Below are 23,771 nucleotides of genomic sequence, written 5' to 3' on the forward strand. Positions count from 1 at the left end.
CACAACGACTTCTTGGTTGTTCTGCAAAGGAAACCGGGAATATTTTTCCTGAGTGCAAAAATGGTATCGGCTTTTGCCCGGAGTTGAATATAATCAAGAGTCTACCGAATACTCCTCGAAACCCACTGATGTCCACGGCCGTGCATGCGTTTATTTAGTCGACCCAAGAAGAACGGCGCCTGGCTGGCGATCGTGCCGCAGCGCGATGGCCTGGCCACCGCCAGCGTTGCCGCGCCCGCAGCCGGCGCCGCCACGGATGCCGACCGGCGGCCGCTGGTGATGCATGCGCACTTCTTCCCGGGCCGCCTCGATGCCGACACCCTCGAGCGCGCCGGCAAGGAACTGCACAGCGGCGACTACCGCTGCGCCACGGTGTTGGGCGGCGGCGACTACCAGCTGCTGTCGGCCGAAGCCCCCAACGTGCCGCGCGAGGAGCTCAGGACCGCGATGCGCTGGCGCCTCAAGGACCTGCTCGACTTCCCGGTCGACGACGCCACCATCGACGCGCTCGAGATTCCGGTCGACGCCAGCGCCGCGGCCCGCCCGCAGCAGAGCGTGTTCGCCGTTGCGGCCAGGAACAGTGTCGTCAAGGCGCGCCAGAACCTGTTCGCCGACGCCAAGGTCAGGCTGGGCGCGATCGACATCCCGGAGATGGCCCAGCGTAACGTGTCGGGCATGCTCGAACGCGACGGCCGCGGCGTGGCCATGCTGTCGTTCGGCGAGGACGGCGGCCTGCTGACCGTGTCCTGGCGCAGCGAACTGTACCTGTCGCGCCGCATCGACGTGACGCTGGCCCAGCTGCTCGAGCCCGACCGCGAGCGCAAGCACCAGGCCTTCGACAAGATCACCCTCGAGCTGCAACGCTCGCTCGACCACTTCGAACGCCAGTTCTCCTTCATCAGCGTGGCCAAACTGGTGCTGGCACCGACCGCCGCCACCGGTCTCGAGGACTACCTGTCGAGCAACATCTACACCCGCGTCGAGACGCTCGACCTGGCGACCGTGTTCGACCTCGCGCACGTGCCCGAGCTCAAGGACGCGGCGCTCCAGCAGCGCTTCTTCGTGGCGCTGGGCGCGGCCCTGCGCGATGTCCAGGCCGGCAGCGTCAGCACCCGCGCGCCGCAGCAGATCAACCTGTTCAACGAACAGTTCGAGCAGCAGATCCAGCGCCTGACGGCGCGCACGATGGCGATCGGATGCGGCGTGCTGGCGCTCGGCCTGGCCGCTGCCGGCATCCATGAGAACATGCAGGTGGCCGACCTGCAGGGCGAGGCCAATGCCGGCGCGGCGCGCCTGGACGGGGTGCAGAAGCGCCTCGCGGGCGTCACCGCCGACTACCCGGCGCGCCAGAAAGACGCGCGTCTCGACGGCGAACTGGCCGAGGCCAACGCCCAGCTCGATGCGCTGCACCGCGTGTCGGACACCATCCGGCGCGGCGACCTGGGCAACACCCGCGGCTATGCCGAATACTTCCGCGCGCGGGCGCGCCCGCGCGGGGGGGGCGGGTGGGTGTCCGGCGGCAGCATCGGCGGCGGCGGCCAGGACATCGGGGTGCGCGGCCGCGCGCTCGACGCCGCGCTGGTGCCGGGCTTCCTCGGCCGCCTGCGCAACGAGCAGGTGATGCAGGGTACGCCGGTGGGCACCCTGCAAATCGGCGAAGCGGCCGCGCTCAAGGTCGCGGGCAAGGACGGCAAGGACGCCAGCATGCCGGCGCCGTACGTCGAATTCAGCCTGGCGTCGGCGCCGCAGGGCAAGCCGGGAGCACAGCCATGATCAAGCAACGTTGGCAGGTACTGGCTGCCCGCATCGACGGCCTCAGCCAGCGCGAACGCGTGATGGTGTTCGTGGCCGTGCTGGCGCTGCTGGCCGTGGCCGCGCAATTCATCGTGCTCGGCCCGCTGCAGCGCAAGCAGGATGCGCTGCGCACCCAGCTGGCACAGCAAAAGAGCGCGATCGCCGCCACCAACGCCGAGATCGTGCACAAGCTGGAACAGGCCCGCCTGGATCCCGACGCGCCGCTGCGCGCGCGCCTGCAGGCGGTGCGCGGCGAGACCGAGCGCTTGAGCTCGGACCTGCGCGCGATGCAGCGCGGCCTGGTGCCGCCGGAGCGCATCGCGCCGCTGCTGGAATCGATCCTGCGCGCCAACGGCCGCCTGAAACTGGTGGCGGTGCGCACCTTGCCGGTGGATCCGCTGAGCAGCATCGTGGATGCCGGCGAGAAGGCCAAGGGCATGACCGCCGGCACGCTGGCCGCCGCTGCGCCTGCCGCCGTCAAGGGCCCCGAGCTGCTGTTCCGCCACGGCGTCGAACTGACCGCGCGCGGCAGCTACCTCGACATGGTCGACTACATGGCGGCGCTGGAAGCGCTGCCGACCCAGCTGTTCTGGGGCCGCGCCCAGCTCGAGGTCGAAGAATACCCGACCGTGCGCCTGACCCTGACCCTGTACACCCTGAGCCTGGACGAGAAATGGATGAAGCTGTGAAGACCCTGCTGGCCGCCGTGCTGACGCTGGCCGCGGGCGCCGCCGCGGCCCAGGCCTTGCAGGACCCGATGCGGCCGCCGGCCAGCCTGATGGAGGTCACGGCCGGCTCCAGCGCGGCGCCGAGCGCCGCGCCGCAGCTGCAGACCATCCTGATCGGGCGCGCGCCCGGCGGCCGCCACCTGGCCGTGATCGACGGCGAGACCCTGCGCCCCGGCGACGATTTCCACGGTGCGCGCGTGGCGCGCATCGCCGACAACGAGGTCGAACTGGTACGCGGCCGCGAACGCCAGGTGCTGCGCCTGGTGCCGCCGGCCGCCGGCGGCATCTCGCCCGCACGCTCCACCCGAGGACAATGAATGCATAAGAAGACGCTTACCTGTGTGATGACCCGAGCTACCTTGATCGCAAGCGCCGCGGCGCTGCTGCTGGCCGGCTGCCAGAGCGCGCCGAACAACACGACCTACGACCAGATCCGCAAGGAAGTCGCCGGCGTCAATGCCAGCCGTCCGGCCGCCGCCCCGAGCGTCGACCGCGCCGTGGCCGACGCGCTGCTGCCGCCCGCCGCCGCGCTCGCGACCCAGCTGCCGAAGGCGCGCCCGGCACTGGAAGAACGCTTCAACGTCTCGTTCAACAACGTCCCGGCGCAGCAGTTCTTCCGCTCGATCGTCGCCGGCACCCGCTACAACATCCTGGTGCACCCGGACGTCAGCGGCACCATCACCGCCAACCTCAAGGACGTGACCCTGCCCGAAACGCTGGACGCCATCCGCGAGATGTACGGCTACGACTACCGGATCGAAGGCACCCGCATCTCGATCAAGCCGCTGACCATGCAGACCAAGATGTTCCATGTGAACTACCTGGTCGGCAAGCGGCGCGGCGCCTCCAACCTGCGCGTGACTTCGACCTCGGTGTCGAACGCCGTCAACAACCAGAACGGCAACCAGAACGGCGGCCAGGGCACGAGCGGCCAGAACAACGGCAACCAGAGCAGCCAGTACGGCGCCAACCAGGGCCAGGTCGAGAGCACCGACGTCAATACCACCTCGGACAACGATTTCTGGGCCGACCTGAAGTCCGCCGTGGAAGCCATTGTCGGGCCGAAGGAGGGCGGCCGCAACGTCGTGATCAGCCCGCAGTCGGGCGTGATCGTGATCCGCGCCATGCCGGACGAACTGCGCAACGTCGACGCCTACCTGAAGGCGACCCAGCTTGCGGTCGACCGCCAGGTGATCCTGGAAGCAAAGATCCTCGAAGTCGAGCTGAACGACAGCTACCAGAGCGGCGTGAACTGGGCCTCGTTCGCCTCGATCCGCAGCAGCCACGACAACCGCGTCTCGGGCGGCATCATCGGGCCGGGCGCGTCGCTGACGCCGCTGCCCTTCGGCGGCGGCCAGCCGGCCGTGATCACCGACCCGGCCACCGGCCTGTCGGCCAGCACCGGCTTCTCGCTGTCGAACGCGGTCAGCTCGGCCGGCTCGATGTTCGGCCTGGCGGTCCAGACCAGCAACTTCGCGGCGCTGCTGTCCTTCCTGGAAACCCAGGGCACCGTGCACGTGCTGTCCAGCCCGCGCGTGGCGGCGATCAACAACCAGAAGGCGGTGCTGAAGATCGGCACCGACGAGTTCTACGTGACCGGCGTGACCACCACCACCGCGCTGTCCACCAGCAGCAATACCGTCACGCCGAGCGTCACCCTGCAACCCTTCTTCTCGGGCGTGGTGCTGGACGTGACCCCGCAGATCGACGAGAAGGGCAACATCCTGCTGCACGTGCACCCGTCGGTGAGCCAGGTCTCGACCGTCAACAAGGATGTCAGCCTGGGTTCGGCCGGCAACCTGACGCTGCCGCTGGCGGCATCGGCCACCTCGGAACTGGACAGCATCGTGCGCGGCACCAACGGCCAGGTGGTCGCCATCGGCGGCCTGATGCGCCAGGCCTCGACCAACGACAGCTCGAGCGTGCCGGGCGCCACCAACGTGCCGGTGCTGAGCACCCTGTTCGGCCAGAAGAAGCGCGTCAACCAGAAGCGCGAACTGGTGGTGCTGATCAAGCCGACCATCGTCGAAGGCATCAACAACTGGAACGACGACCTGCTCGACGCCAACCGCCGCATCGAGCAGCTCGATCCGCGCGCGCGAGGGATGCGGTAATGTACACGGCCCACTTCGGTTTGCGCGAGGCCCCGTTCGGGATCACCCCGGACACCAGCTTCTTCTTCGGCAGCCCGCATTCGCAGGAAGCCCTGAACACGCTGCTGGTAGCGGCGCGCGGCGGCGAGGGCTTCATCAAGATCACCGGCGAAGTCGGCACCGGCAAGACCCTGTTGTGCCGCAAGTTCATGGCCACGCTGGGCCAGGACTTCGTCACCGCGTATATCCCGAACCCCTATCTGGAACCGCGCACGCTGATGCTGGCGCTGGCCGACGAGCTCGAAGTGCATCTGGAGCGCGACGTCGACCAGCACCGCATGCTGAAGGCGATCACCGACCGCCTGCTGCAGCTTGCGGGGCAGGGCAAGCACGTGATCCTGTGCCTGGACGAAGCGCAGGCGATGCCGGTGGAAAGCCTGGAAGCGCTGCGTCTGCTGACCAACCTGGAAACCGAAAAGCGCAAGCTGCTGCAGATCGTGCTGTTCGGCCAGCCGGAACTGAACCGCAAGCTGGAACTGCAATCGATCCGCCAGCTGGCCCAGCGCATCACCTTTCATTACCACCTCGGACCGCTCAGCCGCGACGACCTCGATTATTATGTGGCCCACCGGCTGCGCGTGGCCGGCTGGAGCGGGGCGCGCCTGTTCACGCAGGGTGCGATCGGCCGCCTGTACCGCAGCAGCGGCGGCGTGCCGCGCCTGGCCAACATCCTGGCGCACAAAGCGCTGATGCTGAGCTACGGCGAAGGCCGGCACCAGGTGGCGGGCGCGCACGTGACCGCCGCCGCGCGCGACACGCTGGCGGCCAGCCCGCGCCGTGTCCGCCCATGGATGGCGGCGGCGGGCGCGGGCGCAACCTGCGTGGCCGCGGGCCTGGCCTGGGCGCTGTTGCGCTGAGCGCACCGTAACATTCGGAATGAGTGAGCGATGAGTCTGATTAACAAGATGCTGCAGGACCTGGACGCGCGCGGTACCGCGCCGGGCGAGGCCTTACCTTCGCAAATCAAGCCGGTGGCGCGCGAGCCCCACGGCGTCAACAAGCGCGTGCTTGCGGCTGGTGTGGCCGGTGGCGTCGCTGCCGTGGCGGTGGCATGGTTCGGGTGGCAGCAGCTGCATGCACCGGGCGTGGCGAGCGCGCCGGTGGTGGCCAAGCCCGCGCCGGCTGCCGTGCCGGTGCCCGTGCCTGCGGCGGCCAAGGCACCGCCGCAGATGACCAGCACGATTACCATGCTGCCGGCGGGCGCGCCTGCGCCGGAATCGGCGCCTGCAGCCGAACTGCCTGCCGCGCCGGCGCCCGAACCGGCACCGGTGGTGGCGGAACGTGCGGCAGCGTCCGAGCCGCCGGTGCCGGTCAAGGCAGAGGCCCGGCCGGCAAAGCCGGAGGCACCGCAGGCCCGCCGCGAGGGCGCCGTGCCGAGGCAAAAGGCCGCCGCCGACACGGCGCCGGTCCGGCTGGCGTACCAGTCAGTGGCGCCGGTCGAGCCGGACAGCGAGCAGGCGCGCACCGTGCGCCGCGCACTGGTCCAGGAACTGGAAGCGCGCCAGGCACGCAAGCCCTTCGCGCCTGCAAAGGCCGTCGCCGACAGCCGCAACGCACCCGGCCGCAACCAGAGCGTGTCGCAGCGCGCCGAAGCCGACTACCGGCGCGCGCTGGCCAGCATGCAGGACGGCCGCATGGGTGAAACCATCGCCTCCCTGGAGTCCGCACTGCGCATCGACCCGGGCCACGAACCCGCGCGCCAGACCCTGGTCGGCCTGCTGATCGAAGCCAAGCGCCCCGACGACGCCATCCGCCAGCTGCAGCTCGGCCTGACCCAGGACCCGCGTCAGCCGGCGCTGGCGATGCTGCTGGCGCGCCTGCAGATCGAGCGCGGCGGCAACGGCATCGAGACCTTGACCCGCACCTTGCCGTATGCCGGCGCCAACCCCGATTACCACGCTTTCCTGGCCGGCGCTCTGCAGCGCCAGCAGCGCCATCGCGAAGCCGCGGCCGAGTACCAGGCGGCGCTGCGCAGCGTGCCGGGCAATGGCGTGTGGTGGATGGGGATGGGGATTTCGCTGCAGGCCGAGAAGCGCAACAGCGAGGCGCTGGAGGCGTTCCAGAAGGCGCTGGGGAGCGGGGTGCTGTCGGCCGAGCTGCAGGCGTTTGTCGAGCGGCAGATTCGGCAGCTGGGGCGCTAGGACTCATATCAAAGTATCTTAATTTCGCGTGCAGCCAATAATTTTGTAAGTGCTCTCGTGAACAAAAATTTTCGGCGTGTTATGTCCCAAGCCTACGAGACTGAGACAATCTGCTCGGTATCTTGGATGCAATTTCTCTATAGCCGCAAGGTTAAGAGTGAATTAATGGCGAAGTTTGGACATGCGATGAGGAAATAAGGGTTGCTTTAATATGTTTAGAGAAATCTTATTTTTGATAGCTTCAAAATCCTCTCTTATCTGAATGATGGCGTGAACAATAGTACTCATTTAAAAAATTATCATGAAAATAGAAGCGCATGACAAGGAAATTCAAGATATTTTTTCCCTGAGTTATTTTCAGATCCCACGTTTTCAACGGCCATATTCTTGGGAGCGTGACGAGGTAGAGAATTTTTGGAATGATGTCGTAAATGAGTCGACAGAGAACTATTTCATTGGGTCAATGGTCGTCTATCAGTCCAAAAAACCATATTTTGGTATCGTCGATGGCCAACAGCGCCTTACAACAATCACTTTAATGTTGGTGGCTGTCCGCAATGCTTTTAATGCATTAGGTGAGGAAAACTTAGCTAAAGGTGTGCATAAATACATCGAAAAGCCGAATATCGAAAATTCAGAAGAGTTTGTTATTCATGCCGAAACATCGTTTCCCTATTTTCAAGATCACATCCAAAGTTTCGATGGCTTAGCTATTGATTGCGAGGTAGGTGTAGAAGAACAAAACCTTAAATCCGCCTTTGAGTTGATAAATCAGCGACTAACTAATTTTATTCCATTGTCAGTCGAGCAAAATCAGTCTAGTCTTTTTTTGGATATCAATTCTGACCTTATTCAAAAGTTGAAAGAGTTGAGAGACAAGATTCTGTCGCTTAAACTTGTTTTCATCCAGCTGGACAATGAGGAAGATGCTTATTTAATATTTGAAACTTTGAATGCTAGGGGGCGGGATTTAAAAACTTCTGATCTCGTAAAGAACCTTTTGCTCAAGAAAATGAAATCTGCAAACAGCAGATTGGATTCGCCCAAGGAATCTTGGAATAGTCTAGTCAAAAAGTTCGATGATACGAATGATTCGAATATTTTGGATACATTTCTGCTGCATTACTGGATATCAGAGCACTCTTACACTACTGATAAAAAACTTTTTTCGCAGATATCAGAATACGTATCAGTGGCCGAAGGTAATGCGTCTATCTTGCTAAAAAAATTAGTTGAGGTGGCAACAATCTACTGCAAGTTATTGCATCCGAATGGTGCTAGGTGGACTAGAGAAGAAGCAGAAGTAAAAGAATCGCTCCTGGCTTTAAATTCTTTTAAGGTTAAACAGCAGTATTCAATGACTCTCGCATTGCTTCGCGCATATGAAGATCGTAGGCTATCGCTTAAGAATCTAAAAACTTCGCTGAAGAAGATTGAATTTTTTCACTTTGTTTTTAATGCGATAACCTCACAGAGGTCATCAGGCACAATTGCAACTACATACTCAAGTTTCGCAATTAAGCTAACAATGGCGACTTCCGAAAGCGAAATTCAGTCGATACTGAGAACCCTGTTCCAGTCTCTGGGGAATAAAATTCCTGGGTTCGAAGAGTTTGAAGTGAAATTCATTTCACTGAATTATTTGTCAAATTTCACAAAAAATAAGCCGGTAGTGAAGTACGCGTTGTCAAAGCAACTGGGCGCAAACGCAAACGGATTAAACATTCAACATGAAAGTCTTACTATTGAGCACTTATTACCAGAAACAAAAATCAGGGAAGGTGTGAGTGAGGATTTGGTCGGCAGTATTGGCAACTTAATACTAACTGATGGGCCAACCAACGCGGAAAACCTAGCTGCAAGAGATGCTACTGAAAAAATAAGAATTTTGCGCGAAATTAATTATCCTTTAGCGGCCGCTCTTTTAAACACTAGTACATGGAGTGATAAGGAAATAAGAGATAGAGCTAAAGAAATGGCGAAATCTCTTTATTATTCTGTAAAACTTTAATTGTATTTACGTAAGCTGTCTGGGGCTTAAGGCATGCTATGCGTTGCGACGTTTCGGACTTTTTTTGGATGAGGTCGCATTAGGCGGTGCTGAGATCGAGTTGTGCGATCCAGAAAATCTACCGATGAATAGGCGTGAAAAAGAATCGACGAGCAGAAGGCATCTTGCATAGAAGCTGTGATTCTCTGAAGTTTGTGTAGATGGCTTTGGTGTGGCCAGCGTATGATCCACGGTGTGCGGCATTGCCTGCAATATTGTTGCATCAATGGCGTACCGCTCAGTAATTATTCAAAGTGTTAAACGGCATTGAGCCTGCGCTAGTAGAGCTATAAGCCGCTGCTAGCTCCGGCCGAAATTTTGTCCGCGCTTGCTCTAGTGTCGCTCGGGGATAAATGCAACCTTGATGATTTCCCTGGAAATGCAGCTGATCGGAAGCTCAAACTTCGCGCAATCGCTCCAACGCCGACCTCAACGTCTCATTCTGCTTCGCAAAGCAAAACCGCACGATCCCCGACTCCTTCGGCGTGCTGTAGAAAGCCGACACCGGAATCGCCGCCACCTTGATCTCGCGCGTCAGCCACTGCGCGAATTCCGATTCGCCCAGATCCGAAATGCCTTCATAACGCACGCACTGGAAGTAAGTCCCGTCAGCCGGCAACAGCGTAAAACGCGACCCCTCAAGCCCGGCCCGGAACAGGTCGCGTTTGCGCTGGTAGAACGCCGGCAGCTCGACATACGGCGCCGGATCGCGCATGTACCCGGCCAGCCCATGCTGCATCGGCGTATTCACCGTGAACACGTTGTACTGGTGAACCTTGCGGAATTCCGCGCTCAAGGCAGCCGGTGCGGCCACGTAGCCGACCTTCCAGCCGGTCACGTGGTAGGTCTTGCCGAAGCTGGACACGACGAAGGCGCGCTCGGCCAGCACCGGGTGGCGGCTGACGGATGCGTGCTGCTCGCCGTCGTAGACCATGTGCTCGTAGACCTCGTCCGACAGCACCAGGATGTCGGTGCCGGCGACAATCGAAGCCAGCGCGTCCAGGTCGGCAGCGCGCAGGATCGAACCGGTCGGGTTGTGCGGCGTGTTAATCACGATCATGCGCGTGCGCGGGGTGACCGCGGCCGCGATCTGGTCCCAGGGCACGCTGTAGCCTGCCTCGCCGAGCCGCATCTGTACCGTCACCGCCACGCCGCCGGCCAATTGGATTGAAGGCCTGTAACTATCGTAGGCCGGTTCGATGACGATCACTTCGTCGCCCGGATGCACCGCGCACAGGATCGCGGTGATGATGCCCTGGGTGGCACCGGCGGTGACCGTGATCTCGGTGTTGGCGTCATAGGCGTGGCCGTACAGCGTGGCGATCTTGGCGGCGATGGCCTCGCGCAGCGGGGCGGCGCCGGCCATCGGCGGGTACTGGTTCAGGCCGGCGCGCATGGCGTCGTTCACCATGTCGAGGAGTTGCGGGTCGCAGCCGAAGTCGGGGAAGCCCTGGCCGAGGTTGACCGCGCCATGTTCCGTGGCGAGGGCGGACATCAGGGTGAACACGGTGGTGCCGACGGCCGGCAGGCGCGATTGCAGGACGGGAGTGGTCATGATGAACGGTGCAGTTGTCGAATGGCCCATTGTAGCGCGGCCGGTATTTCCGTCTAGAGCCTAGGTCAGTGGGCAGGGGGAAGCGGATGGCGACATGCGCGTAGGCGATGCATGGCAAGCGCGGGCAAGGCGCGAGGAGGAAGCATGGTATTCCATGCGACGACGAGCAACGCCGCACCCGCTTGCCAGGCGCGCCAGCAGCGACTCCTGCCTACTGACCTAGGTTCTTGTGCCAGGCTTCGGGCGTCATGATGCGGAACAGCCCTTCGCGTGCGGCCTTGCGCGCCAGCTTGAGCAGCGCCTTGTCCTTGGTGACGAGGATGGCGGCGCCGGCGTCGCGCGCGATTTCCAGGAATTTCTGGTCATCGCGGTCGCTGCAGACGGGCAGGCGGATGGCGCGCGAGTCGGGCGCCACTACCTGGATCAAGGCATCGAAACGTGCCTCGGCATGCAGGCGCGCCACCTCGTCGAGCGGCAGGTGAGGGTAGTGCAGCACGATCCGGTATTCGTCGCGGCAGTCGGCGCGGGTCACGGCCTGGACCGTGCCAGCTTCGAGCGCCGCCAGCAGCGGCGCCCAGCGCGGGTCGTGGAACACGAACAGGTCGAGGCAAACATTGGTGTCTAGAATGATGGGTTTCGCTGGAGCAGGTATCATGTGCGGCATTGTACCTTTACCGAGCCGCTCCAAAGTTTCCGCACCATGCTGATCGTCCTGTCCCCCGCCAAATCCCTCGACCTCGACACCCCACCGACCACGCACCATGCCACCACGCCGCGCTTCATCGACCACGCCGCCGAACTGATCGGAGTCCTGAAACCCTGGTCGCCGGCCCAGGTCGGCGAGCTGATGAGCATCTCCGACCAGCTCGCCGTGCTGAACGTGACCCGCTACGCCGACTGGCACCCGGACCACGGCGCCGCGCGCCAGGCCATCATGTCCTTCGACGGCGACGTCTATACCGGCCTCGACGTGCGCACGCTGCACGCGGCCGGCCTCGACTACGCGCAGGCGCACGTGCGCATCCTGTCCGGCCTGTATGGCCTGCTGCGGCCGCTGGACCGCATGCATCCCTACCGCCTGGAAATGGGCACCCGCCTGCAGAACCCGCGCGGCAAGGACCTGTATGCCTTCTGGGGCGAACGCGTCACCGAGGCGCTGAATGCCGACGCGGCCGAGGCGGGCGCCGGGGCGCTGGTCAACCTGGCATCGGAAGAGTACTTCAAGTCGGTCAAGCCGAAGCTGCTGGACGTGCCGGTGATCACACCTGTATTCGAGGACTGGAAGAACGGCAAGTATAAGATCATTTCCTTCTTCGCCAAGCGCGCGCGCGGGATGATGGCGCGCTATGCGGCCGAGAACGGCATCACGGATCCGGGGCAGTTGAAGGACTTCAATGTGGATGGCTATGCCTTCGATGCCGCGGCGTCGAAGGAGAAGCAGTGGGTGTTCCGGCGCCGCCAGGAGGCCTGAGCCAGCGTGGAAATCCGCGCATTTTGACGGCTGCCGGCACGCTATCATGCGGATAGCGTCGCCCCCGCGGGAGGTGGGAACGCACCTGCCAAGGAGCCGAATGCGCCAGCTGTTCCCCGTCCTGTTAGCCGCGGCACTGGCTGCGCCGGTTGACGCCGCACCGCCGGCCGCTTCGGCGCCCGGCCAGCGCGTCCAGTTCGCCTTCCATAGCGGGTTCCTGATGAACCTGCACCACTTCCTGTACAACCTGGCGACGCATCCCGAGCGCCTGGCGGCGTTCCGGCAGGCGAATCCGCTGTCGGCGCAGGAAGCCGGCGCCCTGCAGCAAGCCGTCACCTTCTACCACGCCAATTACGCCGAACGCGACCTGCTGTTCGACAAGGACCTGGCCGCGATCAAGCGTGCCCTGAGCGCAGCCGCCGACGACCGGCGCGATCCGCAGGGGCTGGCACTGGCGCCGCCACTGGCGGGTCACCTGCGCGCCGTCGCGCCGCTGTACGCGGCCTACGCCTGGCCGGCGCAGGACGCCGGCAACCGCGCATGGATCCGCGCAGCGGCGGCACTCGACGCCCGTTACGGCGCTGCAGTCCAGGCCGGCATCGAAAAGGGCCTGGGGGCCGGTTTCCCGCGTACCCCGGTGCGGGTCGACCTGGTCGCGGAGACCGGCAAGCGCCAGGGCGCCTACACCGACCTGCAGGCCGTGATCCCGTCCGGCCGGCCCAGCTACCAGGGCCTGGCCGCGCTCGAGATGCTGTATCACGAGACCGCGCACGTGCAGACCACCGAGCCGCTCGAAGCGAAGATCGGGACTCGCCTGAAAGCCGCGGGCAGGCCGGACGATTCGGAGCTGTGGCACGTGCTGCAGTTCTACACGGTCGGGCGCGCGGTCACGCTGGCGCTGGGGCGCGACGGCATCGCCTACCGGCCGTATGCCGACAGCGTCGGCCTGTTCAGGGGCCATTGGGCGCCGTTCGTGCCCTTGATCGCGGCCGACTGGCAGCCGTGGCTGGACGGGAAGACGGGTGAAGACGAGGCCATCGCGCACATGGTCGCACACCTGCCGCCGGAATGATCAGGAAGCGACAACAATGAAAAAAGCCCCGCGGCCGTTGCCGGCACCGGGGCTTTTTTTTGCAGAGAACGAGGGCAGCTTACTGCACCACGTCCTTCGGCGACGGCTTCGGACCCGACTTGGCCCAGAACTTCCACCACGCCGCATCGCCCCTGGCGTTCGGGTTCAGGAAGCGGCTGTCCGGGTAGTTCTTCTGGAAGATGCGCTGGGTGTCGTCGCGCAGGTCGAACATGCCCAGCTTGTCGTAGCTGCGGATCATGATGAACAGCGCTTCTTCGCGCGCGGTCGCTTCGCTGAACTGGGTCACGGCGGTCTGGGCGCGGTTGAGGGCGGCCAGGTAGGCGCCGCGGCGATAATAATAGTTGGCGACGTGGACTTCATAGGCCGCCATCGCGTTGATCAGGTAATTCATGCGCGCGATCGAATCAGCTGCATATTTGCTGTTCGGGAACTTGTCGACCAATTCCTTGAAAGCGGCGAAGGCTTCGCGCGTGGCTTTCGGATCACGCTCGGTCGGGTCCTGCGAGTAGATGAAGCTCAGGAAGCCGATCTGGTCGTTGAAGTTGATCAGGCCGCGCAAGTAATACATGTAGTCGACGTTCGGGTGGTTCGGGTGCAGCTTGATGAAGCGCTCCACGGCCGCCATCGCCTCGGCGGCATCCTGGGCCTTGTAGTGGGCGTAAGCGATTTCCATCTGCGCCTGGGCGGCGTAGGTACCGAACGGGTAGTTGGATTCCAGGCGCTGGTACAGCTTGATCGCGGACTCGTAGTGGCCGCCCGCCATTTCATCCTTCGCGTCAGCGTATAATTTCGATGCTGACACGTTCTTGCTCTCGTCGTTACCGCGGTCCTTGAACAGACCGCAACCGGACAAACTGAGCAGGGCACAGGTCATGACCAATACAGACAATTTTTTTTGCATAGCTATTTGCAAGAAGTTTTTACCGAGCGGGACTGTGGACTTGCCACGGTTCCCAGAATCAACGAACAGCTGATTATAGCTGATGGGACTGACGTGATATTAAATGCTGCGCCGAATTCGGCTGAAATGATGATCGACTCCGACTTGGACGATGAACTCGATGCCGAATTCCCTGCCGAAGCGGGTGGCTTCGATGCTGAACCGATTACCCTGCAACTGAACGAAGAACACTGCGGCCAGCGCCTCGACAAGGTGGTCGCCGGCCTGGTGCCGCAATTCTCGCGCAGCCGCCTGCAGCAATGGTTCGACGAGGGCCATATCCTGGTCGACGGCAAGCCGGCCAAGGGCAAGGGCACCGCCTACGGCGACGAAACCGTGGTGGTAGTGCCGCAGCCGGCCCCGGAAGACACCGCCTACACCGCGGAAGCGATGGACCTGAACATCGTCTACGAAGACGAGTCGATCATGGTGATCAACAAGCCGGCCGGCCTGGTCGTGCACCCGGGCTCGGGCAACTGGTCGGGCACGCTGCTGAATGGCCTGCTGCACCATTGCCCGCAGCTGGTGTCGGTGCCGCGCGCCGGCATCGTGCACCGCCTGGACAAGGACACCAGCGGCCTGATGGTGGTCGGTAAAACCCTGGAAGCCCAGACCGACCTGGTGCGCCAGCTGGCGGCGCGCACCGTCAAGCGCGAGTATTTCGCCCTGGTCTGGGGTACGCCGCGTGACCACGGCACCATCGATTCGCCGATCAGCCGCCACCCGAAGGACCGCATCAAGATGGCGGTGTCGAATGCGCCGCTGGCCAAGCCGGCCATCACCCATTACGAATTGCTGGAGACCGGCGAGCTGGATCGCCGACCGGTGAGCCTGGTGCAGTGCCGCTTGGAGACCGGCCGCACGCACCAGATCCGCGTCCACATGCAGCACCTGGGCTACGCGCTGGTCGGCGACACGGTGTACGGCAAGCCGCACCTGATGCCCTTCTTCCACCGCCAGGCGCTGCAGGCGCGCCGCCTCGGCCTGAGCCACCCGGCCACCGGCGAGCACATGGAGTGGGTCGTGCCGCTGGCCGACGATTTCGCCGAGCTGCTCGAACGCGCCGGCATCGAAGAGCCGGAAGCGGTCTGATGGCCGGACTCGAGGCCTGCGTGATCCGGCCCGACTGGCCGGACCTGCCCGCCGGCGTCGGCGCGCTGGCGACCACCCGCAAGGGCGGGGTCAGCGCCGCGCCCTGGGATGACGGCGCGGGCGGTGGCGGCCTGAATCTCGGCCGCCACGTGGACGACGTCCCCGAGGCGGTCCAGGAAAACCGGGCTCGCCTGCGGGCGCTGCTGCCGGGCGAACCGGCCTGGATCGCGCAGGTGCACGGCGCCGACGTGGTCGATGCCAGCCTGGTCCGGCCGGGAGCGCCGGTGCATACCGGCGACGCCAGTATCGCGGCCGGCGCCGGCATCGTCTGCGCCATCCTCACCGCCGATTGCCTGCCGGTGCTGTTTGCCGACCTCGATGGCAAGGTGGTGGGCGCGGCCCATGCCGGCTGGCGCGGCCTGGCCGGCGGCGTGCTGGGCGCCACCGTCGCCGCCATGCGGGCGGCGGGAGCAGGGGAGATCACGGCCTGGCTCGGGCCGGCCATCGGTCCGGACGCCTTCGAAGTCGGGGGTGACGTGCGCGACGCCTTCGAGGCTGCGCTGCCCGGCGCGGCGGCCGACGCCTTCCGCGACTATCCCGGGCGCGAAGGCAAATACCTGGCCGACATCTATCTGCTGGCGCGGCGCATGCTGGCGCGCGATGGCGTCACCCGCGTGCATGGCGGCGAGCGCTGCACCTTCAGCGAGGCCACGCAGTTCTATTCCTACCGGCGCGACCGCGTCACCGGCCGCCAGGCGAGTTTGATCTGGCTCAAATGAAGCGCCGGGCCTGACGCCGAAGCGTGTCAGTGCCCCGGCGGGTCGGCCTCATCGGGCGCAGCCGCGGGCTCGCTGCGCGGCGCCGGCGGCGGGCGCCGCCGCAAGCGCACTCCGCCGAGATATAAAACGAGCGATAATGGCAGCACGCCATAACCAAGAAAAGTCATCATGCCGCCAACCACGCTCGGTTCGGTCGCCGCCATCAGGGTCACCACATACATCCATCCTATGGCCACGATCCACATCGACATCTCCGCGTTGGACAATCACTCATTCTAAAACAAGGGACACCGCTATGAATACGCCTGATGCCGCCTCCTGGATGTCGCAGTTTTCCGATCCCACTGCCTGGCAAGCCTGGATGAAGCTGCCCGAAGCCGGAATGGCTGCCATGAATGGTGCGATGAACGGTGCCTTGAACGGCGCTTTCAACGGTGGAGGCACACCGGCCGGCCTGGCGACGCGCCTGATGGGCGATTTCGGTGCCAGCCTGGCGCCGGCCAAGCTGGATGCGCTGCGCAACGACTACCTGCAAAAGGCGGCGCGCCTGTGGCAGGACGTCATGACCGGCAAGACGCCGAGCCTGCAGGACAAGCGCTTTTCGGCGCCGGAATGGAGCGCGAACCCGATGTCGGCCTTCAGCGCGGCCTCCTACCTGCTGAACGCCGAATTCCTGATGGCGCTGGCCGAAGCGGTCGAGGTGCCGGCCCGCGAAAAGCAGAAGATCCGCTTCGCGGTCCAGCAGCTGGTCGACGCCCTGTCGCCGGCCAATTTCCTTGCGACGAATCCGGAAGCCCAGCAGAAAGTTATCGAAACCAATGGCGAAAGCCTGACCAAAGGCTTGCAGAACATGCTGGCTGATATGCAGAAGGGCCGCATCTCGCAATCCGACGAATCGGCCTTCGAAGTCGGCCGCAACGTCGGCGTGACGCCGGGCAGCGTGGTATTCGAGAATGCGCTGTTCCAGCTGATCCAGTACACGCCGACCACGCCGACCGTGCATGCGGTGCCGCTGCTGATGGTGCCGCCGTGCATCAACAAGTTCTACATCCTCGACCTGCAGCCGGAAAACTCGCTGGTGCGCTACCTGGTGGAGCAGGGCAATACGGTGTTCATGGTGTCGTGGCGCAATCCCGACCAGACGATGGGCAACATCACCTGGGACGACTACGTGGAACAGGGCGCGATCGAAGCGCTGAACGTGACGCGCGCCATCTCCGGCCAGGACCAGGTCAACGTGTTCGGCTTCTGCGTGGGCGGTACCATCGCCGCCACCGCTTTGGCGGTCGAGGCCGCGCGTGGACGCAAGCCGGCGGCCAGCCTGAGCCTGTTCACGACGCTGCTCGACTTTGCCGACACCGGCGTGCTCGACGTGTTCGTCGACGAGACCCAGGTCGCGCTGCGCGAACAGACGCTGGCGCGCGGCGGCCTGATGCCGGGGCGCGACCTGGCCACTACCTTCTCGTCGCTGCGTCCGAACGACCTGGTGTGGAACTACGTCCAGCAGAATTACCTGAAGGGCAAGACCCCGCCGGCCTTCGACCTGCTGTACTGGAATGCCGACAGCACCAACCTGCCTGGCCCGATGTATTGCTGGTACCTGCGCAATACTTACCTGGAAAACAAGCTGAAGGTGCCGGGCGCCCTGACGGTGTCCGGGGTGCAGGTCGACCTCGGCCTGATCGATTGCCCGGTCTTCATCTACGGTTCGCGCGAAGACCACATCGTGCCCTGGGAAGCCGCGTTTGCCTCGATGGGCCTGCTGAACCCGGCAAAACCGAAGGCCAACCGTTTCGTGCTGGGCGCGTCCGGCCACATCGCCGGGGTGATCAATCCGGCCTCGAAGAACAAGCGCAGCCACTGGGTGTTTGAAGGCGGTCAAGGTAAGGGCAGCGGCAAGGACGCGAGCCGCCCGAGGACGGCGGACGAGTGGCTGGCAGGTGCCGTCGAAAAGAAGGGCAGCTGGTGGCCGGAATGGGCCAGCTTCCTGGCGGAGAACGGCGGCGCCGAAGTCGATCCGCCGGCGGCGCCGGGCGGGGCCGGCTACGCTGCGATCGAAGCGGCGCCGGGCCGCTACGTCAAGGCGCGTGGGGACTGACCGCCTGTTTCGTGTCTGATGGTTAAATCGGGCGACTTACTTGTGGAAGAATTTAGTTGCCCGCTGAATAATTGCTGCACCTGCGTGCACGACGTGGTATTTTTAGGGCGGTTCCTCGCGGAATCGGAGACACCACGGCTTGGCCGTGGCTGCGGCATCAGACAGCGCCGATTTATCGATGGCGCAATGGCGTAACGTAAGAACATGAGCAGGAACATGAGATGAGTAGTGCAAAGAAAAACACCGAACGCCTGATCAAGAAATACCCTAACCGCCGGCTGTATGACACCCAGACCAGTTCCTACATCACCTTGTCGGATGTAAAACAGCTGGTGCTCGATGCCGACGAATTCACGGTGGTCGATGCGAAGAGCAACGAGGACCTGACCCGCAGCATCCTGCTGCAGATCATCCTGGAAGAAGAATCGCACGGTGTGCCGATGTTCTCGAGCAGCGTGCTGTCCCAAATCATCCGCTACTACGGTCACGCGATGCAGGGGATGATGGGCTCGTACCTGGAAAAGAACGTGCAGGCTTTTACGGATATCCAGACCAAGTTCGTCGGCTCGGCCACCGGCGCGCTGGAAGGCAAGCCGCTGAACACCGAGATGTGGACCCAGTTCATGAACATCCAGGGCCCGATGATGCAGGGCATGATGAACAACTACATCGACCAGAGCAAGAACCTGTTCCTGCAGATGCAGGAGCAGATGCAGAACCAGAGCAAGGCGATGTTCGGGGTGTTTCCGTTCGTGGCGCCTCAACCGCCGGAGAAGAAGTAAGCATTCGAGGATTGCAGGTGCTTCAACTGGCCTGCGGCCTGAGTCCGTCGCCCCTGCGCAGGCAGGGGCCCAATTTGACGTTGCCGACGTGCTACGAACTTGGGCCCCTGCCTGCGCAGGGGCGACGTTCATCGGTAGCGTTACAAAAGCAAGTGTCACCGAACCGCCGCATTTCTACCCCGCCGTTCTCCTTCCCCGCCCACTTGCTGTAAAATCGCGGATTGCCCAGAATTTTTCTTCGCACTCCATGCCCGAACTCCGCCGCAATCCGCTTCCCGTCTCCACCCCTGCCGACGCCGACGTCGCCGTCCTTGACAAGCCGACGACGGCCGCCGAGGTCACGATCCCGCCGGCCGTCGTCACGCCGGGCGAGCTGGCGCTCGCCCCCCCCGCGCCCAAGGTCGGTTTCGTGTCGCTCGGCTGCCCCAAGGCGCTGGTTGATTCCGAGCAGATCCTCACCCAGCTGCGCGCCGAAGGCTACGAGACCGCCAAGTCGTATGCCGGCGCGGATCTGGTCATTGTGAATACCTGCGGCTTCATCGACGCCGCCGTGCAGGAATCGCTGGATGCGATCGGCGAAGCGCTGGCCGAAAACGGTAAAGTGATCGTCACCGGCTGCCTCGGCGCCAAGAAGGATGCCGCTGGCGACGACATCATCACCAAGGTGCACCCGAAGGTGCTGGCCGTGACCGGTCCGCACGCGGTGGCCGAGGTGATGGAGTCGGTGCACATCCACCTGCCCAAGCCGCACGACCCCTTCGTCGACCTGGTGCCGGACCACGGCGTCAAGCTGACGCCGAAACACTACGCCTACCTGAAGATTTCGGAAGGCTGCAACCACCGCTGCAGCTTCTGCATCATCCCGTCGATGCGCGGCGACCTGGTGTCGCGCCCGATCCACGAGGTGCTGCAGGAAGCCGAGAACCTGTTCAAGTCGGGCGTCAAGGAACTGCTGGTCATTTCGCAGGACACCAGCGCCTACGGCGTCGACGTCAAGTTCCGCACTGGCTTCTGGCAGGGTCGCCCGGTCAAGACCCACCTGACCCAGCTGACCGAAGAACTGGGCAAGATGGCCAAGCAGTACGGCGCCTGGGTGCGCATGCACTACGTGTACCCGTACCCGCACGTCGACCAGGTGATCCCGCTGATGGGCGAGAACGTCGTGCCTTACCTCGACATCCCGCTGCAGCACGCCCACCCGGACGTCCTGAAGCGCATGAAGCGCCCGGCCAGCGGCGAAAAGAACCTCGACCGCATCCTGGCATGGCGCAGGATGAACCCGGACCTGGTGATCCGCTCGACCTTCATCGCCGGCTTCCCGGGCGAGACCGAGGAAGAGTTCGAATACTTGCTGGACTTCCTGCGTGAAGCGCAGATCGACCGCCTCGGCTGCTTCGCCTACTCGCCGGTCGAGGGCGCCAGCGCCAATGCGTTGGAAAATCCGGTGCCGGAAGCCGTGCGCGAAGAACGCCGTGCGCGCGTGATGCTGCTGCAGGAAGAGATCTCGCTGAAGCGCATGCAGGCCAAGGTCGGCAGGACGATGCGCGTGCTGGTCGACGAAGTCGGCGCACGCGAGGCGATCGGCCGTTCGGCGGCGGATGCGCCGGAAATCGACGGCGTGGTGCACATCAAGCGCGCGCTGGCGCCGGGCAAGGCCAAGCCGGTCGTGGGCGAGTTCATCGACGTGGTGATCACCAAGGCCGACGCGCACGATTTGTGGGCGACCGTGGCCTGAGCCTAAGCGTTACAATCTGATATTGGTACGTCGTTCCCGCGCAGGCGGGAACCCAAGTTACATGGACGGTCGGCGGCATATGCTACCGATACGCGCCGAACATGGGTTACCGCCGCCCCGGGAACGACGTTTTTTCCCCCGCGTTAACCTCTTACGCTAGCGGCAATCAGCGGTAGCGGCAATTAGCGTCAGCCGCAATCAACGTCAGCCGCAGTCAATGCCAGCGGTATTCAATAGAAGGGGAGCCACACCGTGACCAAGAAATCCATCCAGACCCAGCTGATCCGCAGCGACTACCGCGCTCCCGCCGGCTTCGACGCCTACCCGACCGCCATCCACCATGCTTCCACGGTCTTGTTCAAGGACGTGGCCAGCATGCGCTCGGGCGACTGGAAGAACAAGAACGCCTACACCTACGGCCTGCACGGCACCCCGACCACCTTCACGCTGGAAGCGCGCCTGGCCGAAATCGAGGGCGGCAATCACTGCCTGCTGGCGCCGTCCGGCCTGGCCGCGATCGCGATGATCAACCTGGCGCTGCTGAAATCGGGCGACGACGTGCTGCTGCCGGAAAACGTCTACAACCCGAACCGCGAGCTGGCACGCTGGCTGGCGAGCGACTTCGGCGTGACGGCGCGTTTCTACGACCCGATGGTCGGCGCCGGCATCGCCGACCTGATCCAGCCGAACACCAGGCTGATCTGGACTGAGGCGCCCGGTTCGGTGTCGATGGAAGTGCCGGACATGCCGGCGATCTGCGCCGCCGCCCATGCGCGCGGCGTGCTGGTCGCGCTCGACAATACCTGGGCCGCCGGCCTGGCCCTGCGCGGCTTCGACGTCGGCGCCGACATCGTGATGCAGGCGCTGACCAAGTACCAGTCGGGCGGTTCGGACGTGCTGATGGGCGCCGTGATCACGCGCGACCGTGCGCTCAACGACCGTATCGCTGCCAGCCACATGCGCCTGGGCATGGGCGTCGGCGCCGACGATGCCTACCTGGTGCTGCGCGGCCTGGAAACCATGAAGCTGCGCTTCGACGCCCATGACGCCAGCGCGCGCAAGATCGCGGCCTGGCTCAAGGCGCGTCCGGAAATCACCAGGGTGCTGCACCCTGCCTTCGAGGATTGCCCGGGCCACGCCGCGTGGAAGCGCGACTTTTCGGGTGCCGGCGGCCTGTTCTCGGTGTTGTTCGACCCGCGCTACACGGAACAACAGACCGACCGCTTCGTCGATGCGCTGAGCCTGTTCGGCATCGGCTACAGCTGGGGCGGCACGCACAGCCTGGCGGTGCCGTACCGCATCCAGGGCATGCGCAGCGGCTGGCAGGATGCGGGGATCCTGGTGCGTTTCAACATCGGCCTGGAAGGGACCGAGGACCTGATCGCCGACATCGAACAGGCCCTGGCCCGGCTGTAAGCCTTACACCGGCATCGGCTTGTTGTTGTTCAGGTCCATGAAGCCGCGGATGATGCGGTAAGCCATCCAGATCCAGGCGAGCCCCCAGATGCCCCATGCAATCGGCAGGCCGATCAGGATCAGGCCGAGCGTGAAGAAGATCACGGTGGCAATCGCGAACCAGATCGCATACCACCAGAACGAGCGGATCATCCAGGTGTGGTGGCTGTAGACCATGGTCCCGGCGGTGTCCGGGCGCTTCACGTAGTTGACGATCAGCACCAGGATCGACAGCATCCCCGCCGAGAAGAAGAAGGTGAGGGCGTGTGCGACATACAGGATGCGGGCGAACTGCTTGGCATCCTCTACTCCGCGTTCATAGACGAGTTCCTGCGACATGGTGCTCTCCTGTCAATATCAAGTTGCCTGAATGATAACCGATCCGCGGGTCAGGCGGCGCGCGTTCGTGCCTGTACCCACGCCGTGATATTCCCCGCATCCATCGCACCGGCCTGGCGCGCGATTTCGCGGCCGCCCTGGAACAGCGCCAGCGTCGGGATACTGCGGATGCCGAAGCGCGCGGCCAGGTCCTGCGACGCCTCGGTGTCGACCTTCAGCAGGCGCACCTGCGGCTCCAGCCGGGCGGCGGCCTGCTGGTAGGCCGGCGCCATCATCTTGCACGGACCGCACCACGCGGCCCAGAAATCGACCAGCACCGGGATGTCGCTGCGGCCCACGTGTTTCTCGAAGCGCGCGCTGCTGACGTCGAGCGGCGCACCGGTGAACAGTGCCTTGCTGCACTTGCCGCAGACCGGCTGGTCGGCCAGGCGTTCGCCGGCGACGCGGTTGACGGCGTCGCAATGCGGGCAAACGATGTGAAACGGATCGGCCATGTTTTATCCTCCATAGTCATGATGCATTTATTCTAAGCCTTGCGGGTGGCCGGCGTGCGCCGTCAACTGGACCTTTCGTCATAGAATCGGCTTCCGGGCGCTTGTCCCCAGAGCCTATCTCAGTAGGCGGGGGGAAGCGGATGGCGATGCATGGCACGCGCGGGCAAGGCGCGAGGAGGCCGCATGGCGAGCCATGCAACGACGAGCAACGCTGCCCCCGCTTGCCAGGCGCGCCAGCAGCGACTTCCGCCTACTGAGATAGGCTCTTAAATAAGAACAGATGAGCGATTTGCAACCCACCCCCAGCGGCGCGCGCCTGATCGGTTGCGCGGGCTGGAGCATCCACAAGGACGCGGCGGCCGCCTTTCCGGAAGAGGGCAGCCACCTCGAACGCTATGCCCGGGTGTTTTCCGCCGTCGAAATCAATTCCTCGTTCTATCGCCCGCACAAGCCGGAGACCTATGCGCGCTGGGCCGACAGCGTGCCGGACGCGTTCCGCTTCTCGGTCAAGCTGCCCAAATCGATCACCCACGAGGCACGCCTGCGCGACGCCGACGAATTGCTGGAACGCTTTGCCCAGGAAACCGGGGCGCTCGGTTACAAGCTCGGCTGCGTGCTGGTGCAACTGCCGCCGCGCGGCGTGTTCGACGAGGCCGCCGCCGCCGACTTCCTGCCGCGCCTGCGCATGCGCTTCGGCTGCATGCTGGCGCTGGAAGCGCGCCACCCGACCTGGTTCGGCGACGCCGCGAGCGCACTGCTGGAACAGCACGTGGTCACGCGCGTGATCGCCGATCCGCCGGCCGGCCAGCCCGGTCCGCACGTGCCGACCACGCTGGCCACCTACATCCGCCTGCACGGCACGCCGAAGATCTATTACTCGAGCTATCCGCCCGAGTTCTTGGCGCGGGTCGAGCGCCAGATCGAGAAACGGCGCGCCGGCGGCGACGTCTGGTGCATCTTCGACAATACGGCCGCATTCGCTGCCGTGCCGAATGCGCTCGAGGTGCTGCACGGCGCTACCGGCGGCGGCGCGGCCGCCGCCTGATCCCGGTCCGGCTTCCGTCCGAGGCGC

At 63.8% G+C, this 23,771-nt stretch carries 22 protein-coding genes; 16 read left to right on the plus strand and 6 right to left on the minus strand.

Translation table 11 applies throughout. The features are described 5' to 3' along the window. Positions 1 to 144 precede the first annotated feature (144 nt). The 7 genes from U1H99_RS08925 (at position 145) to U1H99_RS08955 (ending at position 8,827) form a co-directional block, all read left to right on the plus strand. A complete protein-coding gene (locus U1H99_RS08925) occupies positions 145 to 1,773 on the plus strand; it encodes a hypothetical protein (protein ID WP_323141383.1) in 1,629 nt (542 codons plus the stop codon). Further along, positions 1,770 to 2,483, plus strand: a complete 714-nt coding sequence (locus U1H99_RS08930) for a type II secretion system protein GspM (RefSeq protein ID WP_323141384.1) — start codon at positions 1,770 to 1,772, stop codon at positions 2,481 to 2,483. The genes U1H99_RS08925 and U1H99_RS08930 overlap by 4 nt, the downstream gene beginning before the upstream one ends. Then, the gene (locus U1H99_RS08935) at positions 2,468 to 2,839 is read left to right on the plus strand and encodes a hypothetical protein (RefSeq protein ID WP_323141385.1); all 372 of its coding nucleotides are present in this window, start codon (positions 2,468 to 2,470) and stop codon (positions 2,837 to 2,839) included. Before U1H99_RS08930 ends, U1H99_RS08935 begins: the two co-directional genes overlap by 16 nt. A gap of 27 nt (positions 2,840 to 2,866) precedes the next feature. After that, entirely contained in the window at positions 2,867 to 4,636 is a 1,770-nt protein-coding gene (mshL, locus tag U1H99_RS08940) for a pilus (MSHA type) biogenesis protein MshL (RefSeq protein ID WP_323141386.1), read from the plus strand. Continuing rightward, a complete protein-coding gene (locus U1H99_RS08945; protein ID WP_323141387.1) occupies positions 4,636 to 5,532 on the plus strand; it encodes an ExeA family protein in 897 nt (298 codons plus the stop codon). The genes mshL and U1H99_RS08945 overlap by 1 nt, the downstream gene beginning before the upstream one ends. A 30-nt stretch (positions 5,533 to 5,562) precedes the next feature. Continuing rightward, complete coding sequence (locus tag U1H99_RS08950) at positions 5,563 to 6,816, plus strand: tetratricopeptide repeat protein (RefSeq protein WP_323141388.1); 1,254 nt, start codon at positions 5,563 to 5,565, stop codon at positions 6,814 to 6,816. 301 nt (positions 6,817 to 7,117) lie between these two features. Continuing rightward, positions 7,118 to 8,827 (plus strand): DUF262 domain-containing protein, encoded by a 1,710-nt coding sequence (locus U1H99_RS08955; protein ID WP_323141389.1) that lies wholly within the window; start codon positions 7,118 to 7,120, stop codon positions 8,825 to 8,827. Between the two features lie 436 nt (positions 8,828 to 9,263). Here U1H99_RS08955 and U1H99_RS08960 read toward each other — a convergent pair whose 3' ends face one another. Together U1H99_RS08960 and U1H99_RS08965 are read right to left on the minus strand one after the other, a co-directional pair. After that, positions 9,264 to 10,421, minus strand: coding sequence for a pyridoxal phosphate-dependent aminotransferase (locus U1H99_RS08960; RefSeq protein ID WP_323141390.1), 1,158 nt, complete (start codon positions 10,419 to 10,421; stop codon positions 9,264 to 9,266). Positions 10,422 to 10,632: 211 nt separating this feature from the next. Next, entirely contained in the window at positions 10,633 to 11,076 is a 444-nt protein-coding gene (locus U1H99_RS08965; protein ID WP_323141391.1) for a PIN domain-containing protein, read from the minus strand. A gap of 45 nt (positions 11,077 to 11,121) precedes the next feature. Here U1H99_RS08965 and yaaA point away from each other — a divergent pair, with 45 nt between their 5' ends. Further along, complete coding sequence (gene yaaA / locus U1H99_RS08970) at positions 11,122 to 11,892, plus strand: peroxide stress protein YaaA (protein ID WP_323141392.1); 771 nt, start codon at positions 11,122 to 11,124, stop codon at positions 11,890 to 11,892. A gap of 100 nt (positions 11,893 to 11,992) precedes the next feature. Next, entirely contained in the window at positions 11,993 to 12,964 is a 972-nt protein-coding gene (locus U1H99_RS08975) for a hypothetical protein (RefSeq protein ID WP_323141393.1), read from the plus strand. Between the two features lie 79 nt (positions 12,965 to 13,043). On the opposite strand, the gene U1H99_RS08980 is transcribed toward U1H99_RS08975, so the two are convergent. After that, positions 13,044 to 13,886, minus strand: coding sequence for an outer membrane protein assembly factor BamD (locus U1H99_RS08980; RefSeq protein ID WP_141829384.1), 843 nt, complete (start codon positions 13,884 to 13,886; stop codon positions 13,044 to 13,046). Positions 13,887 to 14,012: 126 nt separating this feature from the next. On the opposite strand from U1H99_RS08980, the gene U1H99_RS08985 reads away from it, so the two are divergent. Together U1H99_RS08985 and pgeF are read left to right on the plus strand one after the other, a co-directional pair. Next, on the plus strand, positions 14,013 to 15,017 hold the full coding sequence (locus tag U1H99_RS08985) for an RluA family pseudouridine synthase (protein WP_323141394.1): 1,005 nt from the start codon (positions 14,013 to 14,015) through the stop codon (positions 15,015 to 15,017). Continuing rightward, positions 15,017 to 15,796 carry a peptidoglycan editing factor PgeF gene (gene pgeF / locus U1H99_RS08990; protein WP_323141395.1) on the plus strand — a complete coding sequence of 260 codons (780 nt, stop codon included), beginning with the start codon at positions 15,017 to 15,019 and terminating at the stop codon, positions 15,794 to 15,796. The genes U1H99_RS08985 and pgeF overlap by 1 nt, the downstream gene beginning before the upstream one ends. A gap of 26 nt (positions 15,797 to 15,822) precedes the next feature. Here pgeF and U1H99_RS08995 read toward each other — a convergent pair whose 3' ends face one another. Further along, positions 15,823 to 16,041 (minus strand): hypothetical protein, encoded by a 219-nt coding sequence (locus tag U1H99_RS08995; protein ID WP_323141396.1) that lies wholly within the window; start codon positions 16,039 to 16,041, stop codon positions 15,823 to 15,825. 50 nt (positions 16,042 to 16,091) lie between these two features. Between U1H99_RS08995 and phaC the strand changes: the two genes are divergently transcribed. The 4 genes from phaC (at position 16,092) to U1H99_RS09015 (ending at position 21,827) form a co-directional block, all read left to right on the plus strand. Continuing rightward, on the plus strand, positions 16,092 to 17,894 hold the full coding sequence (phaC, locus tag U1H99_RS09000) for a class I poly(R)-hydroxyalkanoic acid synthase (RefSeq protein WP_323141397.1): 1,803 nt from the start codon (positions 16,092 to 16,094) through the stop codon (positions 17,892 to 17,894). A 221-nt stretch (positions 17,895 to 18,115) separates the two neighbouring features. Next, complete coding sequence (gene phaR / locus U1H99_RS09005; protein WP_323141398.1) at positions 18,116 to 18,676, plus strand: polyhydroxyalkanoate synthesis repressor PhaR; 561 nt, start codon at positions 18,116 to 18,118, stop codon at positions 18,674 to 18,676. A 247-nt stretch (positions 18,677 to 18,923) separates the two neighbouring features. After that, complete coding sequence (gene rimO / locus U1H99_RS09010) at positions 18,924 to 20,411, plus strand: 30S ribosomal protein S12 methylthiotransferase RimO (RefSeq protein ID WP_323141399.1); 1,488 nt, start codon at positions 18,924 to 18,926, stop codon at positions 20,409 to 20,411. 252 nt (positions 20,412 to 20,663) lie between these two features. Beyond that, a complete protein-coding gene (locus U1H99_RS09015) occupies positions 20,664 to 21,827 on the plus strand; it encodes a cystathionine beta-lyase (RefSeq protein WP_323141400.1) in 1,164 nt (387 codons plus the stop codon). Between the two features lie 3 nt (positions 21,828 to 21,830). Here the strand turns inward: U1H99_RS09015 and U1H99_RS09020 are convergent, their stop codons facing one another. Together U1H99_RS09020 and trxC are read right to left on the minus strand one after the other, a co-directional pair. Next, positions 21,831 to 22,205 carry a DUF4870 family protein gene (locus U1H99_RS09020; protein WP_323141401.1) on the minus strand — a complete coding sequence of 125 codons (375 nt, stop codon included), beginning with the start codon at positions 22,203 to 22,205 and terminating at the stop codon, positions 21,831 to 21,833. A 50-nt stretch (positions 22,206 to 22,255) separates the two neighbouring features. After that, a complete protein-coding gene (gene trxC, locus U1H99_RS09025; protein WP_323141402.1) occupies positions 22,256 to 22,699 on the minus strand; it encodes a thioredoxin TrxC in 444 nt (147 codons plus the stop codon). 280 nt (positions 22,700 to 22,979) lie between these two features. Here trxC and U1H99_RS09030 point away from each other — a divergent pair, with 280 nt between their 5' ends. Next, positions 22,980 to 23,744, plus strand: a complete 765-nt coding sequence (locus U1H99_RS09030; RefSeq protein WP_323141403.1) for a DUF72 domain-containing protein — start codon at positions 22,980 to 22,982, stop codon at positions 23,742 to 23,744. Positions 23,745 to 23,771 lie beyond the last annotated feature (27 nt).

It is taken from the genome of Massilia phyllosphaerae (genome assembly GCF_034659755.1).
In the GTDB taxonomy this organism is placed as follows: Bacteria; Pseudomonadota; Gammaproteobacteria; order Burkholderiales; family Burkholderiaceae_D; genus Telluria; species Telluria phyllosphaerae.

Bases quoted from the DNA above. Each gene is read 5' to 3' on its own strand.
- U1H99_RS08925 (WP_323141383.1), top strand. From the start codon at position 145: ATGCGTTTATTTAGTCGACCCAAGAAGAACGGCGCCTGGCTGGCGATC.
- U1H99_RS08930 (WP_323141384.1), top strand. From the start codon at position 1,770: ATGATCAAGCAACGTTGGCAGGTACTGGCTGCCCGCATCGACGGCCTC.
- U1H99_RS08935 (WP_323141385.1), top strand. From the start codon at position 2,468: ATGGATGAAGCTGTGAAGACCCTGCTGGCCGCCGTGCTGACGCTGGCC.
- mshL (WP_323141386.1), top strand. From the start codon at position 2,867: ATGACCCGAGCTACCTTGATCGCAAGCGCCGCGGCGCTGCTGCTGGCC.
- U1H99_RS08945 (WP_323141387.1), top strand. From the start codon at position 4,636: ATGTACACGGCCCACTTCGGTTTGCGCGAGGCCCCGTTCGGGATCACC.
- U1H99_RS08950 (WP_323141388.1), top strand. From the start codon at position 5,563: ATGAGTCTGATTAACAAGATGCTGCAGGACCTGGACGCGCGCGGTACC.
- U1H99_RS08955 (WP_323141389.1), top strand. From the start codon at position 7,118: ATGAAAATAGAAGCGCATGACAAGGAAATTCAAGATATTTTTTCCCTG.
- U1H99_RS08960 (WP_323141390.1), bottom strand. From the start codon at position 10,421: ATGACCACTCCCGTCCTGCAATCGCGCCTGCCGGCCGTCGGCACCACC.
- U1H99_RS08965 (WP_323141391.1), bottom strand. From the start codon at position 11,076: ATGATACCTGCTCCAGCGAAACCCATCATTCTAGACACCAATGTTTGC.
- yaaA (WP_323141392.1), top strand. From the start codon at position 11,122: ATGCTGATCGTCCTGTCCCCCGCCAAATCCCTCGACCTCGACACCCCA.
- U1H99_RS08975 (WP_323141393.1), top strand. From the start codon at position 11,993: ATGCGCCAGCTGTTCCCCGTCCTGTTAGCCGCGGCACTGGCTGCGCCG.
- U1H99_RS08980 (WP_141829384.1), bottom strand. From the start codon at position 13,886: ATGCAAAAAAAATTGTCTGTATTGGTCATGACCTGTGCCCTGCTCAGT.
- U1H99_RS08985 (WP_323141394.1), top strand. From the start codon at position 14,013: ATGATGATCGACTCCGACTTGGACGATGAACTCGATGCCGAATTCCCT.
- pgeF (WP_323141395.1), top strand. From the start codon at position 15,017: ATGGCCGGACTCGAGGCCTGCGTGATCCGGCCCGACTGGCCGGACCTG.
- U1H99_RS08995 (WP_323141396.1), bottom strand. From the start codon at position 16,041: ATGTGGATCGTGGCCATAGGATGGATGTATGTGGTGACCCTGATGGCG.
- phaC (WP_323141397.1), top strand. From the start codon at position 16,092: ATGAATACGCCTGATGCCGCCTCCTGGATGTCGCAGTTTTCCGATCCC.
- phaR (WP_323141398.1), top strand. From the start codon at position 18,116: ATGAGTAGTGCAAAGAAAAACACCGAACGCCTGATCAAGAAATACCCT.
- rimO (WP_323141399.1), top strand. From the start codon at position 18,924: ATGCCCGAACTCCGCCGCAATCCGCTTCCCGTCTCCACCCCTGCCGAC.
- U1H99_RS09020 (WP_323141401.1), bottom strand. From the start codon at position 22,205: ATGTCGCAGGAACTCGTCTATGAACGCGGAGTAGAGGATGCCAAGCAG.
- trxC (WP_323141402.1), bottom strand. From the start codon at position 22,699: ATGGCCGATCCGTTTCACATCGTTTGCCCGCATTGCGACGCCGTCAAC.
- U1H99_RS09030 (WP_323141403.1), top strand. From the start codon at position 22,980: ATGAGCGATTTGCAACCCACCCCCAGCGGCGCGCGCCTGATCGGTTGC.